Below are 16,272 nucleotides of genomic sequence, written 5' to 3'. Positions count from 1 at the left end.
ACAGTAGCGATCACGCCTTGTGCACCCGGCGGACGATGGCCCGTACGACGGAGCGCGGCATGGCCCGCATCAGCGGCAGCCGGATGCGGTACGCGAGGCCCGGGACGGCCGACGGACGGCCCGCTGCCACCGCCTCCAGGCCGGACCGGGCGACCTCGTCCGGCGTCAGCCAGTTGATCTTCGGGAGGGTGTCGGGGGCCACGCCCGCCGCCTCGTGGAAACCGGAGCGGGTCAGACCGGTGTGCACGGTGGTGACATGGACTCCGTGCCGGGCGACCTCCATGGCCAGACTCTCGCCGAGGGAGGACAGGAACGCCTTGGACGCGGCGTAGGTCGCCGAGCGGGGCTTGGGCAGCACCGCGACGAGCGAGGAGACGTTGACGACGCCGCCGGCACCGCGGGCGATCATGCCGGGCAGGCAGGCGCGCGTCAGACGCAGCGGCACCACCGCGTTGAGCACGGCGGTGTGCAGCTCACGCTCGGCCGGCAGCTCCGCGAACGCGCCGGAGTCGCTCGAACCGGCGTTGTTGACGAGCAGTTCGACGGGCCGCGCCGGATCGATGAGCCGCTCCTGCACGGCGGCCAGTTGTCCCTCGTCGGTGAGGTCGGCGGGCATCGCCTCGACCCGCACGCCATGACTGCTCTCGAGTTCGGCGGCGAGCTGCTTGAGCAGGTCCCCGCGGCGCGCGACGAGTACGAGGTCCACGCCCTGCGCCGCGAGCCGGCGCGCGAACCCTTCTCCGATTCCGCTCGACGCCCCGGTGACCAGCGCCGTTCGATACGGAAATTCCCGCATGACGTCCCCTCGATTCGGTCCGGAAATTCGGTCGCTTCCCCCGAGACTAACCGCCGTGACCGCGCATCAAAAGGGGAATACACTTGCCCATTACCGGTCGGCGTCAATTTTATGACCGCTTAACGACGGGTTCATCGCCGGGTGCTGCAATGCTGTGGCACGCTTTGGCCTCGCTCGGCGCACTCCGGCGCCGGCTCCCTGAATTCCGAGGCCGAGAATCAGTCCGCTCACCCCGTCGTCATCGAATGGCTGGTGCCATGACTTCTTCCGCCTCGCGGCCGAAATCCCCACCGGTTTCCCCCGCCACCGCGTCCGGGCCCGGGCCCGGGCCGGGCACCCGGCTGAACTCCCTGACGGGCCTGCGCTGGATCGCCGCGCTGGCCGTCTTCCTCAACCACGTGACCACCCTGATGCCGCTGCCGCACACCGACGCCGTGTTCAAGCTGGGCGCCTCGGGGGTCACCTTCTTCTTCGTGCTGTCCGGCTTCGTGCTGACCTGGACCCACCTCGACGGCGACCGGGCGGGTGCCTTCTACGGGCGCCGGTTCGCGCGGATCTGGCCGATGCTCGCGGTCGGCGCTCTGCTGCCGCTCGCCCTGCAGCTGTCGGACATCCCCGACAGCCAGACCGACAAGACCGTCATGATGGCCGTCTCCGCCGTCCTGCTCTTCCAGGCGTGGGTGCCCAGCTGGATCCTCGGCGGCACCAGCCCGGTGACCTGGTCCCTGGCGTGCGAGGCCTTCTTCTACGCGGTCTTTCCGTTCCTCGCCGGGTTCACCCGGCGCCGCTCGCTGCGCCGGCTCGCCGGGGCCGCCGTGGTGCTGGTGCTGATCGGCTGGGGCATCAAGATCTGGCTCTGGCAGGCCTATCCCCCGTCGCCGCGCCCCGCCTTCAGCGGCATGGACGGGCTGATCTTCGGGACGTACTCGCCGATCGCCCGGGTGTGGGAGTTCCTGCTCGGCGTCGTCGCCGCGGCCGCCGTGCGCAAGGGCTGGCGCTCGCCGCTGGGGACGGGCGCCGCGTCCATCCTGCTGGCCGCGGGGCTGTTCGCACTGTGGCTGCTGCGCGACGAAACCTGGCGCGCCTTCGTGGTGTACGACGCGCTCGGCCAGGTGACGGCGCCGCTGTACGCCCTGGTGGTGGTCGCGGTCGCCCAGCGGGATCTGTCCGGCCGGTCCTCCTGGCTGAGCAGCCGGCCCATGATTTCCCTCGGAGAATGGTCGTACGCCTTCTACCTGATCCATTTCACGGTGCTCTTCGAAATCGCTTCCGCGGTATTCGACCGAAAGACCGTCATCCAGTTCTACATGATGCCGGTGCAGCCCAGTTGGTCACATGCCGGATGGGCGCTTCTGGCCCTGGCCGTCACCACTGCGGTGTGCGCCCTGCTGTATCAGTTCTACGAGCGTCCGCTGGAACTCTGGCTGCGCGCCCGAATGGGCCGCAGGCACACACCACGCGTCGAATCCGCCGGAATGCGGCCGCAGCGCCAGGCGGTGTGATCCCCATCGGTACGACATGCCGGCGCTGCCCGTGGTGCGGCTCTCCCCCGCACCACGGGCGCACAGCACAGCCACGCGACGAGAGAGTGAGGGTGAGCGGATGACCACGCCTGGGCCGGGTAGTGCCGGCACCACACCGCAGGGGCCCACGGCCGGCTCGCGGAACGCACTTCAGGACCCGTACGACGTGATGTTCGTCGGGTGGTCCTTCTTCCGCAGCAGGCTGCTGACCACGGCCATGGAACTGGGCGTCTTCACCGCCCTGGCCGAGGGGCCGCGCGACGCGGCGGAGCTCTCCGCCGACCTGGCGCTGCACCCGCGCGCCGCCCGTGACTTCCTCGACGCGCTGGCCACGATTGGGCTGCTGACGCGCACGGACGACGGCCACTACGGCAACAGCCCGGCGGCGGCCCGGCACCTGCTGCCGGACCGGGACGGGTTCGTGGGCGGCTTCCTGCGCATGACCGGCGAACTCATGGGCGCCGACCCGCAGGCGCTGACCGGGCTGCTGCGCACCGGGAACGCCCGCGGTCAGAACACCGCGGGCGAGGTGCCGTTCACCCGGATCTTCCACGATCCGGACCGACTGCGCCTGTTCCTGTCGGCCATGGACGGCTTCAGCTCCGCGGTCGCGGACGGGCTCGTGCACGCACTGGACTGGTCCCGGTACCGCACGTTCACCGATGTGGGCGGCGCACGGGGCAATCTGGCCGCGCGACTGGCCGCGGCCCACCCCTCGCTCACCGGAACGGTGCTCGACCGGCCCGCGATGAAGGCGCACTTCGAGGAGCTGGTGGCCCAGCGGGGGCTGGGTGACCGGCTGGACTTCGTGGGCGGGGACTTCTTCGTCGACGAACTGCCGCGGGCGGACGCGGTGATCCTCGGCAGCGTGCTGCACGACTGGCCCGACGAGCGTCGCCTGGACCTGCTTCGCCGGGCACATGCCGCGGTGCGCGACGGCGGCGTGCTCGTCGTCTACGACACGATGCTCGACGACGAGCGGGAGCGACCGGAGAGCCTGCTGCTCAGCCTCATCATGATGATGCAGTCCGCCCAGGCGAGCGGCTTCACACCGGCCCGGTGCCGCGCGTGGGTGACCCGTGCCGGTTTCACGGTGGAGCGGACCGTGCCCCTGCCCGCGCTCACGACGGCCGTCATCGCCCGCAAGGACTGAACCCGCACCCGAAGGCACCGCTCCCGGCCGCAGGGCGGAACATCTCCCGGGGCCGGGAGCGCGCACACCCGTCTGCACGGTGGTTCCCTCCGCCCTCCCGGACACCGCAATCACGGTCCGGGCGCGCCGGGCCGACCGCCGCGGGCGGCTTCCGTACCCGCACGTTCGCGCCTTCTCCGGCAGCCGCCGAGCGGGCGCGAATTCGCCAATCTGGGATAAGTGTCGATCTGGTTCCGACCGACGCCCGCCAGCCTATTCTGTCTGCAGGGTCCGCACTGGCCAACTTCCGGGGGAATACATGTCAGGCTCGGCTCGCACCACTGTCCTGCTCGTCGATTCGCACCCCATCTCCCTGACCGGACTGCGCACCATTCTCGAGCAGTTCCCCGATCTCCAGGTGGTCGGCGACGCCCCGGACGGCGACACGGCGGCCACCCGCTATCGGCAGCTGCGGCCGGACGTCGTGGTCATCAACTCCCATACGGGCACCGACGCGGCGCAGGCCGTCCGCCGCGTCGGTGCGCTCGCCGGGGCCGAACCGCCGCTGCCGGCGGCCCCGACCATGCTCGTCCTGCTCAACGACACGGCGGCGGCCGACCGGGTGCGGCTGCCGGGGGTGAAGGGACTGCTGTCCAGCCGCAGCGGCTCCCAGGAGCTGGCCGCCGCGGTGCGCATCATGGCCACCGGGCGGTCCTTGCTCATTCCCACGGCCCGGCCAGGGCCGGAGAATTCGCCGCTGGAAAAGCTCACGGTCAGGGAAGTCGAGGTTTTCCGACTCATCACCCGCGGATACACGAACGCCGAAATATCCGCGGAACTGACGCTGAGCCAGAGCACCGTCAAATCCCATATCCAGAAAGTAATGGAGAAGTTGGGGCTCCGCAACCGCGTGCACGCGGTTATTTTCGCGTACGAGCAGAACATCATTCATTCCGGCTCGTAGCGCGCAGCTGGGAGACGACCTTCCACAGGTCGAACACATTGCGGTCCTCCACCACGAGACCGTCCTCGACCCGCCACAACTGCACCCCCTCGGACGTGATCGACTGTCCGGTGGGTGCGATTCCGGCGAACTCCCCCACGTGCGTGGCACGGGTGGTGAACCAGGTGGCGACCCAGGGCCCTTCGGCGATCTGGAGTCCGACCTCGACGGTGAGGCCGGCGAAGGCGGCGTGGCGTCGCCGTACGCTCCGCTTGGGGCCGTCGGGGCCGACGCGCTCGCCGCCCAGCACGAACCCGGGGGCGAAGACGCGGTCGGCCACGTCGACGTTGCCCCGGGTCCAGCCCTCGTCGAACCAGTACCGGGCGAGGGCCTTGTTGGCCTCCTGCACGCTCGCTCCCCGAGGCACGGTCATCCCGCTCACCGGCTTCCCGCCACGCCCTGGGAGGCCGCGCCCGCGCGGCGCAGCGCGGCCAGGGTCTCCTGACCGAGGGAGCTGAGTTCGGGAAGCGGGGACGCGGCCGCCCATTCCAGGAAAGCCCTCATCTCGTCCCGGCCGGGGTAGATGAACCGGCGGTCGACGTCTTTCCATCCGAATCCCGGGGAGACCGCCTCGGATTCCTGTACGAGGCGCAGTACTCGGTCGGCGGCCGTGTCGCCGTCGATACGATTCGCCTCGTAGTCCAGGCAGGCCTGCTCCGTTCCGCGCAGCAGCGCCGCGAACGCGTCGCTGTCGGGCCACCACAGGCCCGTGTGCGGGGCCTTCTCCAAGGTCTCGAAGACGGTCGCGTCCCGGTCCTCGCGAAAGGCGCGCAGCGCGTTGTTGATCCGCAGGGTGCCGGGAGTGTTGCCGCTGCCCCAGACCCGGAAGACCGCGTCCCAGAGCCGGAAGTGCGAGAAGGCGATGAAGGAGCAGTTGACGAGCGTGTCGTTGTAGTCGAGCAGCCCCTGCTCCAGCTCCTCGACATGGCGGAAGCGCTCCTCGTCGAAGTCGTCGTCGGCGAGGGCCGCCAGCAGGCGCGGGGCCAGCGCGTTGATGATCTCGAAGGTGTTGGACATGCCGCGCGAGTAGAGCGGGTCCAGGAAGCCGGCGGCGTGCGACATCAGGCACCAGCGGTACCCGATGGTCCGCTCCGAGGAGTACTGGAGCCGGCCGGTGGACACCCACTCGCGGACCTTGCGGGCTCCCTCGAACTGGCGCTCCACGGCGGGGAACCGCCGCACCAGCTGGGCGAACTCCTCCTCAGGGCTGATGTCCTGCGGCTTGGGGTACAGGCGCGGGTCGAGCGTCACGCCCACGCTGCACAGCGGATTGCGGGACAACTCGTGGTTGTCGAAGGGGATGATCCAGAACCAGCCCCGCTCGAAGAGGTGGTGCATGGTGCCCTCGTGCCACGGCACGGGCGGCCGGGTGCCCTCCGGGGCGCGGACGACGTCGTCGAAGGGCCTCACCCCGATCATGTGCGTGAACAGGGAGCGCGAGTGGTGCCGGAACCGCGCAGGCTGCTGGCGCAGGCCCAGCTGCTCGGCCAGCGGGGAGCGGAACCCGCTCGCGTCGACGACGTAGCGGGCCCGCACCAGGTGTCCGTCGGTGCCGGCCAGGGTGGCCCCGGCGGCGTCGAACTCCACCCGCTCCACCCGCCACTGCTGGCGGGTGTCGCAGCCGTGCGCCACCGCCACCCGGAACAGATAGGCGTCGCTGTCCTGCCGGAAGAGGTGGCTCGCCGAGGTGAGCGCGTCCGGGATGACGAACTGGTGCGCCTCGGTGGGGTCCGGCTCCTGTCCGGGGCGGTGCAGCATGAACCCGAAGTGCCGTTTGCGGCCGAAGGTGTTGCTCACCTTCTCGTTGATCGTGGTCGCGTCGGCCAGGGCCTCGAACTCGGGGACGTCGTAGCGCTCGGCGAGCACCTGGAGCCAGGCGACGAGCTGGGGGATCATCGACTCTCCCACGGCGAACCGCGGGTGGGTGGACGCGTCGGCCAGCAGCACCTTCGCACCGCTGCGGGCCAGGACGGCGCCCAGGGTGGATCCGGCGATGCCCGATCCCAGGATCACCACGTCGTAACTCGGCCTGTGCTTGGACACGTGTCGGTTCCCTTCCCAGTCGTCGGGTTTCGGACGGCGGTGCGCTGCCCCGCGTCCGCCCGACCACCTTGGCGTACACCGATGAAGGCGCGAGAAAGCGTGCGCAAGCCACCGCGCCGGGGCAGCGGTGGCTCGCACGTCACACGCGGCCCTGCTGCCGCGGCCCGGTGGTCCGGGCGGAGTCCTCGGCGGCCTCCGTGGCGCCCTGCTGCCCGGGGATCGTGCCCCCGGCGGGCATGGACCCTGGGCCGGCCGCCACGGCGGGGGATGTGACGAGCAGCCGGCCCAAGGAGCGCGGGAACCACCAGTTGGACCGGCCCAGGAGGGTCACCAGGGCGGGGGTGAGGAAGCCTCGGACCACGGTGGCGTCGATGATGATGCCCGCCGCCAGTGCGGTGGCGAACACCTTCACGTCGGTGATGGGGATGCTGGCCAGGGCGGTGAAGGCCAGGAAGAGGATGAGCGCGGCGGAGGTGACGAGGCGGCCGGTGCGGCTGATGCCGGTGACCACCGACGGCACGACGGTCGCCCGTTCGCCCCGCGCGCTCAGGTCGAGGTGGGTCTCGCGGATCCGGTGGAGGATGAACACCTCGTAGTCCATGGAGAGTCCGAAGAGGAACGCGAACACCGCCATGGGGATCCAGATGGTGATGGCGCCCACCGCCGGGGTGTTGAACAGCGCCTCGCTGCCGTAGCCCTTCTGCCAGATGAGGACGACGGCGCCGTAGGCGGCACAGGTGGACAGGGCGTTGAGCACCAGCGCCTTGATCGGCAGCACCACCGAGCGCAGGGTGCGGGCGAGCACGATGAACGTGACGAGTCCGACGAAGAGCACGATGAGCCCGAGCTTGCCGTAGACCGCGTCGATGAAGTCGGCGTCCTGCGCGGGGCCGCCGCCGGCCATTGCTCCGGGGGTCTCGCGTGCGGTGTCGGCGACCTTGGTGACCGCGTCGCGTCCGCCGCTGCTGGAGGGGTCCGCGGTGGTCCACACGTCGACGACCCGTCGGCCGCCGCGCGTCCAGTCGGCCGGCGCGACCGAGCCCGCCACCCCGTCGATGCCGCTCAGCTTCGTCTTCATCGCCTCCGCGCCGCCCGCGTCCACGAGTACCTCGACGGGGCGTGCGATGCCCTCGCCGAAGCCCGCGTCGACGATCCGCGCGAAGGCCTTGGCCGGCTGTCCGCCCTGGGCGAGCGTGGCGGTCGCCGGCTGCCCGAGGCGCAGCGAGAGCACCGGGGCGGCCAGGGCGAGCAGCAGCGCGCCGCTCAGCAGGGCGCACACCGCGGGTCGGCGCGTGGTCAGACGGGCGATCCTGGCCCACATCCCGCTGTCGGGACGGTGCATGCGGCGCGGCCGGTCCAGCTTGTCGCCCCAGGAGTAGAGCAGCACGGGCAGCAGGGTGAGCGCGACGGCGACGCTGACGAGCGGGATGAGCAGTCCGGCGTAGCCGACGCTGCGCAGGAAGGGCACGGGCAGGACGACGAGCGCGGCCAGCGAGATCGCCACGGTGGCGCCGCTCAGCGCGACGGCCCGGCCGGCGCTGGCCACGGAGCGCACGACGGCCTCCTTGCGGGCCTCGGGCTCGGAGCCGTCGGCACCGGGCCGGTTGCGCTCCTCGCGCCACCGCGTGACGACGAGCAGGGCGTAGTCGATGGCGACGCCGAGGCCGATCAGGGCGACCAGGTACTGGACGATGAAGGAGACGTCGGTGAGGCCGGTGACCCCGCGCACGAGCAGAAACGTGGTGGGGATGGCGGCGGCAGCCATCAGCAGCGGCACGATCGCCAGGCCGCTGGCGAAGACGAGGGCGAGCACGAGCAGCGCGCCCACGGCGCCGATCAGGGTCTCGTAGATCGGGCTGCGCTGGGCTCCGCTGTCGCGGCCGGAGAGCACGGGCTGCCCGGTGAGCTCCACCTGGGCGCCGGCGATCCTCGTCTGCTCGACGGTCTTCTTGATCGCCGGGAGCGACTGGTCGTAGGGCGCGTTGGTGAAGTTGGCCGGCGGGTAGACGAGCGCGACGGTCGTGCGCCGGTCCTTCGACAGCAGCGAGGCGTCGCCGGTGCTCGCGTAGGAGACGCTGCGGCCGCCCCGCGGGGTCACCTTGGCGACCAGGTCACCCCACTGCCGACGCACGTCGGAGCTGTCGGCGGTGGTGCCCTGAGGGACGGTCACGACCAGCAGCAGCGGGGCGTTCTTGCCGCCGGTCCGTGCGAAGCGCTGGGCCAGGGCGTCGTTGGCCTGCTGGGCCGGCTTGTCCGGGAGCCGCGACTCGAAGGTGAGTTTGTCGATCGTGCTGCTCGACAGGGCTCCTCCGGCGAGGGTGAGCACCACCCACACCAGGACCACGGGCCACCGGTGAGCGAGCACCCACCGTGTCATGCGCTCCACGGCACCGACCTCCTGTAGTGACACTATCCTGTAGCCACGCTACTTATCGGTGCCCAAGGTAGCGACCTGATCACCGCGTTCGCAACCCCGCCCCCGAACGCGGAACTCCCTGTGCGGAGCGACCGAAGAAGCCACCCCGCACAGGGAGTTCGGAGTTGGTGGGACGGGCGGGCGTCCGCCCGGCGCAGCGCGCTACACGGTGCCCACTCCTCGTACGACGGAGACGAACCGCTTGAGATGCAGGCCGAAGTAGAGCGTGGACAGGACGGTCAGCGCGGCCGGGATGGACACCATCGGCCAGTCCAGCGACTCCGGGTGGCTCAGCCCGCGGTTGAGCAGCAGCAGCACCAGGGCAGCCAGCGTGCACAGCAGACCGGTCAGGGCGGCGAGCGCGCCCGTGGTCACGGTGTGGTCGCGCCGGCCGACCGCGGCCCGCATGCCGGTGCCCTTGCGCAGCCCGGAGAACGCCCCGGCCACACAGATCACGCAGCCGAAGGCCATCAGGGACAGCCCCGTCACCAGCAGCGGTGGATGGCGCACCGCCCAGGGGCCGGGCGGCCCGCCGAGCAGGGCCCACCCCCAGGTCACGGCGAGCACCGGCAGCACGCACACGGCCCGCAGCGACAGGCGGTTCGCGCTGAGCCGCAGCGTCGCGTCGTTGTACGCCCGCGCGACCTCGCCCGGCGGCCCCCACTCCCGTACGGCCCGCAGCGCGGCCTCCTCCGCGTCGGGGCAGGAGTCCAGGTTGCCCTCGAGCGCGCACTCAAGGCCGTCCATCACCTCGTCGAGGATGGCGGCCCGGCGGGAGTGCGAGCCGACGAGGTGCTGCGCCAGCCGGTCGGCGTACCCCTCCAGAACCCCCGCCGCGGCCATCAGGCCTCGCCTCCCAGGACGACGGAGATGACCGAGGAGACCTCCCGCCAGTCGGCACGCTTGTCCGCCAGTGCGCGGCGGCCGGCGGCGGTGAGGTAGTAGTTGCGGCGGCGACGGCCGTTGTGGCGGGACCACTCGCTGCCCACGAGACCTGCGGACTCCAGCCGGTGCAGTGCCGGATACACCGTCCCCGTCGGCAGGTTGATCGCGTCACCGCTGCGCCGCTTGAGCTCCTCGATCACGGCGTAGCCGTGCAGTTGTCCGGGCTCCAGCACCGACAGCAGCATCCCTTCCAGGTTCCCTCTCAGGGTTTCCGCCTTCATGTCTAACCACACTACACATCAGGCCCGCGACCGGACATGGCTCGCCTCCCGCGGCCTCGGCGCAACCGGTCCCCGGCGTCGGCGCAGCACCCCGGCCAGTCGGCGCACCCCGGTGCCGGCCGCGTCGACGAGGGTGGCGACGGGCGCGTCGGGGTCAGTCGAGGTGGTCGAAGTAGCGGTGGCTGTCGTCGACGGCCTGCGGCCAGGTCGCGTAGCGGCGCAGCCCGTACAGCAGCGGCTGCTGGGAGCGCAGCCGTGTGGTCCGGCGCACCCGGCCCATGGTGACGACGTGGTCGCCGACCCGGCTGGAGTCGCTGACCACGCAGTCGGCCACCGTGTGCGCCGACCTGACCAGGTGCGGTCCGCAGGCGTCCACGGGCATCTCCCAGTGCACGCGGTCGAAGCGGTCGGCCGCGCCGGAGGCGAACAGCTCGGCCGAGGGCTGCGCCTCGTCGTGCAGCAGGTTGACGGCGAAGGCGCCGCTCGCGCGGACCGCGGCCAGGGTGGGGCTGCCCTCCCGCAGACAGACCAGGAGCGTCGGCGGGTCGAGGGCCACGCTGCACAGCGAGGTGCATGTCATCCCCCAGGGCTCGGCGCCGTCCAGAGCGGTCACGACGCACACCCCGGTCGGGAAACCGGTCATGAGTCCGCGCAGGTCGACGGGGTCCTGGGGTTGCGGGTACGCCGTGGCGCGGGGCGGCGCCTGATCGTCGGGCCTCAGCCGGATGCTGTCACGGTCCATGTCGCTGTCTCCTACGGATGGGGAGCGGATGCCTCAGGCCACGGCGGACTGGCGCAGCCACAGGGCGTGGCGGACCTCCGCTGTCAGCACGCGCGCGAGGGCTGCGAATCCGTCCTGGAGGAAGTGGAAGTGGCCGCCCTCGAAGGTGTGCCGGCGGAAGGTCCGCGCCGTCTCCGCCGCCCAGGTGCCGAGCCGTTCGGACGAGGACAGGTCGTCGCCGGCCGCCCCGAAGGCGGTGAGGGGGGCGGCGAGGGGACTGCGGGCCGGGTCGGGGCGGTGGCGGCCGAGGGCCTCGAGGTCGGCACGCACGACCCGCAGAAAGCGCCGCCGGAACTCGGGCACCTCGTCGAACCGGTCGGGTATGCCGCCCATGGCGGCCAGCCCGGCCATCAGTTCGTCGTCCGGCAGCGCCGGATCGAGTTCGGGCGAGGGCGGCACGTCGGGCGGGGCGAGCCGCCCCGACACGCCGACCCACGTCGGCGGCAGGCCCCGGTCCTGGAGGAGACGGGCGGCTTCCACGGCGACGACGGCCCCCATGCTGTGCCCGAACAGCGCCAGTGAGGGGCCCGCCCACGGTGCGATGTCGCCGGCGGCCAGGGCCGCCACCGCGGTCATGTCCCGCAGCGGCTCCGCGGAGTGCCGTTTGCCCCTGCCGGGCAGGTCGAGCAGCAGGACGTCCCAGTCGTCGGGGAGCAGTCGGGCCAGCGGGAAGTAGGCGCTGCCCGACCCCCCGGCGTGAGGGCAGACCACCAGGCGGACCGCGGGGTCCTGGAGCGGGCGGGGACGGATGAAGGGGATCACGCGCAGCGCTCCCGTCCGACCGCGGCGGCCTCCGTCGCGCGGTCCACGATGGGTCATTCCCGAGGTGTACGGAATCGTCGACTCCCCCACGGCGGAACGGGGATGGGTTCCGGCGTCCAGCAGCAGGACGTTCACGCCGTTGCGGCCCGGTACCGCGCCCAGCGTCCCACCGGCCGTTCCACTGCCGAGTACGGCCACGTCGTACAGCTCTTTCCGGTGCGGTGCCACGGTCATGTCTGCATGTCTCCCTCACCTCTTGGGCCGGCGTGGACCGTCTTTCACTCGGCCGCCTCGAGCGCGATGTGGGAGGGAATCTCTCTGCGGGCCCTGACGCCGAGTTTGCGGAAGACCCGGGTGAGATGCTGTTCCACCGTGCTCACGGTGATGCACAGCTTTTCCGAGATCTCCCGGTTGGTATGACCGCCCGCGGCCAGGGCGGCCACGCGGCGCTCCGCGCCGCTCAGGGCGGCGAGCGCGCCCGCCGGGGCGGCGGCCGTGGCGGTGGGCGGCCTGCCGCCTGCCGGCTCCAGCCGGTCGAGGTCCGCGGCGAGCGTCGCCGCCAGCGGCCGGGCGCCGCACCGCTCGGCGAGCTGCGCGGCCAGCTCCAGCACGGGCCTGGCCCGGGCGGGCCGTGCCGCGCTCAGGTACTCGCGTCCGAGGTCGGCCAGGGCACCGGCGCTCTGCAGGTCGTCTCCGGCGCCGCGCAGGATCCGCGCCGCCGCGCCGAGCAGGGCGATCCGTTCCGTGCCGGACTCGGCGGCGGCCAGCACGCGCAGCGTGAGCCCATGGGTGCGGGTGCGCTCGGAGCCGACCATGGCGAGCTGCTCCCGGGCCAGTGCCAAAGCCCGGTCGCCGTCGCCGAGCGCGAGGTGGGCGCGGGCCGCCTCGGTGCGCCAGGGCACGAGTGCCGGCTGGTCGATCCCCCAGCGGCGCATCAGCTCGGCGCACCACATGAAGTCGTCGAGCGCGGCGTAGGGACGTCCGGTCGCCAGGTATTGCCGCCCGCGGGCGTGCAGGAAGCACAGGCCGAACCGGGTGGAGTACATCCCGTCCAGCACCGGAACGGCCAGGTACTCCTCGGCCGCCTTGACGTCACCGGTCTCGGTGGCCGCCTGGACGAGGGCGGCCAGGGGACCGCCCAGGCACACCCCCCAGCTCTCCGCCGGAACCAGCGCCAGGGCCTTCTCGGCCTGGGCCCGGGCGGTGACCGGGTCACCCTGCCGGAGCCGGATGCCGGCCCGCAGCGAGGCGAACTCCGCCTCCCACAGCGGCACTCCGCGCGTGCGCGCCTCGGCGAGCCAGTGGTCGCACCAGCCGGCCGCGGCTTCGAGCCGTTCCGCGAACAACAGGGCCGCGACGGCGCACAGGAGGGATTCCTGGGTGCTCTTGCCGAGGCGCAGCGCCCGCAGCGCCGCCTCCGCGTCCCCCACGGCGGCGGAGTCGGCGCCGTGGGCGAGGACCCGGGTGAGCGCGGTGGCACCGAGAATCCTCGGATCGCCGTCCGCCGCCCGGGGCCCGGCGAGCGCGGCGGACTCCACCAGCGGTGGATAGGTCGCCGACAGCACCTCGCGGGCCGCCCGTACCTCCGCGGCGGCCGCGGGGTCCGGTTCGGCCCGTTCGCCGGGTCGCCCCATCCGCTCGATCGCCTCGACGGCCTCCTCGAAACGCCCGTGCCACAGCAGGTGCTTGGCGAGGGTGAGGGCATGCCGGTCCGGGAGCCGCCCCTCCCGCAGCGCGTCGGCCAGTTCACCCAGGTGCCGGGCGCTGAGGGAGGGGTTGAGCAGCCATGCGGTGGCGGCCAACTGGGCGCGCAGGGCGACCCGTTCACCGTCGTCCTGGCAGCCGGCCAGGGCCGCGGACAGGCAGGCGTGGGCCTCGACGGCGCGGTCGACGGCGAGATACCGCTCGGCGGCCTCGCGCAGGACGGGCCTGGCCCAGGAGGGGCAGTCGCCCTCGGCGGCGAGCAGGTGCGGGGCGATCCGCAGGGCGCTCGCGCCCTCCTGCGACAGCGCCTCCGCGGCCCGCCCGTGCAGGGCGCGACGGGCGGTGGCGGACAGGCTGTGCAGGACGGCGGCACGGGCGACGGGGTGGCGCAGCCGCACGCCGGCGACCAGTCCCGCCGCGCTCAGGGCGGCGAGGCAGTGCTCCACGGTGGCCGGCTCCTCGTCGAGCAGCCGGGCCGGCAGCGCGGTGCCGGTGTCGGGTTCGTCGAGGACCGCCAGGGTCTGGGCGAGAGCCAGGGCGGGCGGGCGGGCCCGGTGGAGGCAGCTGAGCACGGTGTCGGCGTAGGCGTCCGCGACGACCGGTTCGGCGGTGCGGCCGCCGGGCAGCGCGAGGGCCTGCGGCTGGTCCTGGACCAGGGCCCGGACCAGCAGCGGGCTGCCGCCGCTGATGCGGTGGCTCTCGGCGGCCAGCAGGCGGGCCCGCTCCTCTCCGACACGTTCGGCCAACACCGTGGCGACACCGTCGACGCTCAAGGGGTCCAGGGTGATCCTGCGGTAGTTGGGCTGCCGGAGCAGTTCCGCGTGCAGATGCGGGTGCGCCGACTTCGACAGGGTGCACTCGGCGAGGACCAGGGCGATGCGGAAGGCGCGCAGCACACGGACGAGCTGGAGGATCCAGTGCAGGGAGAGCAGGTCGGCGAACTGGACGTCGTCGACGCACACCAGCACGGGCACCCGCCGGGCGATCCGCACCAGCTCGGTGGACAGCCGGTGCAGCGCGGCCGCGGTGGCCGGATCAGGGGGCCACTGCTCCAGGGCGTCGGGTGCGCCCTCCCGCGCCGTCCCGCTGCCCAGGGCCCGGGCCAGCGCGGCGGACACGGTCTCGGCGTGCAGGGCGGGTAGCTGGGCGTAGCGCAGCAGCTGTCCGAGCACGCCGCCCGCCGCGTGGCGCTCCGCCCAGGAGCCGGTGGCCCCGAGGACGACGTACTGCGCGTCGGCGGCCTTGCGGCGGACGGCGTCGAGGAGTTCGGTGCGGCCGCAGCCGATGCCGCCGCTGACGACGGCGATGCTGCCGCGGCCCTGGGCCGCCTCGTGGAGCACCTCGCCCAGGGCGGTCAGTTCGCGACCGCGCTCAACCAGCCGCACGGTCCCTCCCTCCGGCGGTGCCGACTTCCTCGCCCTTCGGGGAGGGCGCCGGGCCGACGGGCACCTCGGCGCGTTCGGGACCGATGAAGGTCAGCAGCGGTCCCGTCATGGCGGTGGTGACCAGCGCCATGACGACCATGAGGGAGTACAGCCGGCCGTCCAGGAGCTTGAGTTCGAGGCCCACGCCGAGAATGACCAGTTCGGTCAGGCCGCGGGTGTTCATCAGGGCCGCCAGGATCGCGGAGGCTCTGCCGGGGAGCCCCTGGGAGCGGGCTCCGGTGTAGGTGCCGAGGAACTTGCCGGCCACCGCGACGAGCAGGATGACACCGAGTTCGAGGAGTCCGTCGGCGCCCACTCCCCTGAGGTCGACCTTGAGGCCGGCGACGACGAAGTACACCGGCAGCAGCAGGGAGGTGATCTGGCCGGTGCGGTCGATGATCTCGTCACGCATGAGGTCGGCTCCGTCGCGCGGGATCACCACGCCGAACAGGAAGGCCCCGAAGATGTAGTGCATCCCCATGGCCTCGGTCGCCGCCGAGGACAGCAGCGCGCCGACGAGCACCACGGTGAGGCCGAGCCGGCTGACCGGGGCGCCCCGGCCGCCGGGCCGGAGCAGTCGGCGCAGCACGGGCCGCAGGCCGATCAGCAGGCCGGTGAAGGGAATGAGCAGGGCCACTCTCCAGTAGTCGTCCGCGCCGCCGACGACGGCCTGCACACCGGCCAGGGCCGTCCAGGCCACGACGTCCACCAGGGCGGCCGTGGCCAGGGCGAGGCCGCCGATCGCGGTCCGGGGCAGGTTCCGGTCGGCGAGGATGCGGGCGAGGACGGGGAAGGCGGTGACCGACACGGACAGGCCCACGAAAACCACGAACGCGGCGCGCTGGTCGGTGTGGTGGTCGTTCAGCAGGTAGAAGGCGAGGGCGATGCCGAGGGCGAAGGGCACCAGGGTGGAGCCCAGCGCCGCTCCGGCGGTGGCCCGTGTGCTGCCTCGCACGAACCGGTGTTCCAGCTCCAGGCCGACGATGAACATGAACAGGGCCACGCCTATGTTGGCCAGGGCGGTCATCAGGGGGCGCACGTCCGTCGGGAAGAGGCGGTCGGAGACCGCCCCGCCGAGCAGGGTGGGCCCCAGGAGGATGCCGGCGAGGATCTCGCCGACGACCGGTGGCTGCTGGATCCTGGTCGCGAGGGCGCCCAGACCACGGGCCAGCACCAGGATGAGCGCCAGATCCAGGAAGAGTAATTCCACTTGATGGCTGGTCATGCGCAGTGCAGCCTCAATCGCGTCGCGTCGGGGGGACGGCGGTGACGGGTCCGGGCGCTGCCGCTCACGCAGCGGCGTCCGTCGCCCGGCTTCAGCCCGGGATCAGGTCGTCGAGGCTGATGTGGAACGTCGGGTGGCGGCCGCTGAGTTCGGAGGTCAGTTGCTTGGGGACGCCGAAGAGAGTGGATGACATTCGTAGACCTTCCCCTGGGAGAGCCGGGACGGCCCGCAGGCCGCGGGCATCGTTCTCTCGAGCGCTGGTGTCCTCAGTCTGCGGTCCGGGTCTGCAGAGGCTCT

The 16,272-nt window shown here is 72.3% G+C and carries 12 protein-coding genes and 2 pseudogenes; 4 read left to right on the top strand and 10 right to left on the bottom strand.

The features are described 5' to 3' along the window. Nucleotides 1-10: 10 nt before the first annotated feature. A complete protein-coding gene (locus ACFYZJ_RS03450; RefSeq protein WP_388562369.1) occupies nucleotides 11-796 on the bottom strand; it encodes an SDR family NAD(P)-dependent oxidoreductase in 786 nt (261 codons plus the stop codon). 257 nt (nucleotides 797-1,053) lie between these two features. Between ACFYZJ_RS03450 and ACFYZJ_RS03445 the strand changes: the two genes are divergently transcribed. The 4 genes and pseudogenes from ACFYZJ_RS03445 (at nucleotide 1,054) to ACFYZJ_RS03430 (ending at nucleotide 4,415) form a co-directional block, all read left to right on the top strand. After that, nucleotides 1,054-2,298, top strand: a complete 1,245-nt coding sequence (locus ACFYZJ_RS03445) for an acyltransferase family protein (RefSeq protein WP_388562367.1) — start codon at nucleotides 1,054-1,056, stop codon at nucleotides 2,296-2,298. 16 nt (nucleotides 2,299-2,314) lie between these two features. After that, a pseudogene (locus ACFYZJ_RS03440) lies at nucleotides 2,315-2,710 on the top strand (methyltransferase dimerization domain-containing protein); the annotation flags it as partial. A 132-nt stretch (nucleotides 2,711-2,842) separates the two neighbouring features. After that, nucleotides 2,843-3,472: pseudogene (locus tag ACFYZJ_RS03435) on the top strand (methyltransferase); the annotation flags it as partial. A gap of 298 nt (nucleotides 3,473-3,770) precedes the next feature. Then, nucleotides 3,771-4,415 (top strand): response regulator transcription factor, encoded by a 645-nt coding sequence (locus ACFYZJ_RS03430; protein WP_388562366.1) that lies wholly within the window; start codon nucleotides 3,771-3,773, stop codon nucleotides 4,413-4,415. Here ACFYZJ_RS03430 and ACFYZJ_RS03425 read toward each other — a convergent pair. The 9 genes from ACFYZJ_RS03425 to ACFYZJ_RS03385 all read right to left on the bottom strand — a co-directional run bounded on the left by ACFYZJ_RS03425 (nucleotide 4,396) and on the right by ACFYZJ_RS03385 (nucleotide 15,975). Then, a complete protein-coding gene (locus ACFYZJ_RS03425; protein WP_388562364.1) occupies nucleotides 4,396-4,803 on the bottom strand; it encodes an ester cyclase in 408 nt (135 codons plus the stop codon). The genes ACFYZJ_RS03430 and ACFYZJ_RS03425 overlap by 20 nt on opposite strands. Nucleotides 4,804-4,832: 29 nt before the next feature. After that, nucleotides 4,833-6,497, bottom strand: coding sequence for an NAD(P)/FAD-dependent oxidoreductase (locus tag ACFYZJ_RS03420; RefSeq protein ID WP_388562362.1), 1,665 nt, complete (start codon nucleotides 6,495-6,497; stop codon nucleotides 4,833-4,835). Nucleotides 6,498-6,636: 139 nt separating this feature from the next. Further along, the gene (locus ACFYZJ_RS03415) at nucleotides 6,637-8,874 is read right to left on the bottom strand and encodes an MMPL family transporter (protein WP_388563355.1); all 2,238 of its coding nucleotides are present in this window, start codon (nucleotides 8,872-8,874) and stop codon (nucleotides 6,637-6,639) included. Between the two features lie 201 nt (nucleotides 8,875-9,075). Beyond that, nucleotides 9,076-9,756 (bottom strand): hypothetical protein, encoded by a 681-nt coding sequence (locus ACFYZJ_RS03410; protein WP_388562360.1) that lies wholly within the window; start codon nucleotides 9,754-9,756, stop codon nucleotides 9,076-9,078. Next, nucleotides 9,756-10,079: a PadR family transcriptional regulator gene (locus ACFYZJ_RS03405; protein WP_388562358.1), complete on the bottom strand. Its 324-nt coding sequence runs from the start codon at nucleotides 10,077-10,079 to the stop codon at nucleotides 9,756-9,758. The genes ACFYZJ_RS03410 and ACFYZJ_RS03405 overlap by 1 nt, the downstream gene beginning before the upstream one ends. 154 nt (nucleotides 10,080-10,233) lie before the next feature. Next, entirely contained in the window at nucleotides 10,234-10,821 is a 588-nt protein-coding gene (locus tag ACFYZJ_RS03400) for a flavin reductase family protein (protein ID WP_388562356.1), read from the bottom strand. Between the two features lie 33 nt (nucleotides 10,822-10,854). Next, the gene (locus ACFYZJ_RS03395) at nucleotides 10,855-11,856 is read right to left on the bottom strand and encodes a thioesterase II family protein (RefSeq protein WP_388562354.1); all 1,002 of its coding nucleotides are present in this window, start codon (nucleotides 11,854-11,856) and stop codon (nucleotides 10,855-10,857) included. Between the two features lie 44 nt (nucleotides 11,857-11,900). Continuing rightward, nucleotides 11,901-14,711: an AAA family ATPase gene (locus tag ACFYZJ_RS03390; RefSeq protein WP_388562352.1), complete on the bottom strand. Its 2,811-nt coding sequence runs from the start codon at nucleotides 14,709-14,711 to the stop codon at nucleotides 11,901-11,903. Beyond that, on the bottom strand, nucleotides 14,698-15,975 hold the full coding sequence (locus ACFYZJ_RS03385) for a cation:proton antiporter (RefSeq protein ID WP_388562350.1): 1,278 nt from the start codon (nucleotides 15,973-15,975) through the stop codon (nucleotides 14,698-14,700). The genes ACFYZJ_RS03390 and ACFYZJ_RS03385 overlap by 14 nt, the downstream gene beginning before the upstream one ends. Between the last annotated feature and the right edge of the window lie 297 nt (nucleotides 15,976-16,272).

Source organism: Streptomyces sp. NPDC001848 (assembly GCF_042891915.1).
Classification (GTDB): Bacteria; Actinomycetota; Actinomycetes; order Streptomycetales; family Streptomycetaceae; genus Streptomyces.
This window is presented reverse-complemented; position numbering and strand designations above follow the sequence as displayed.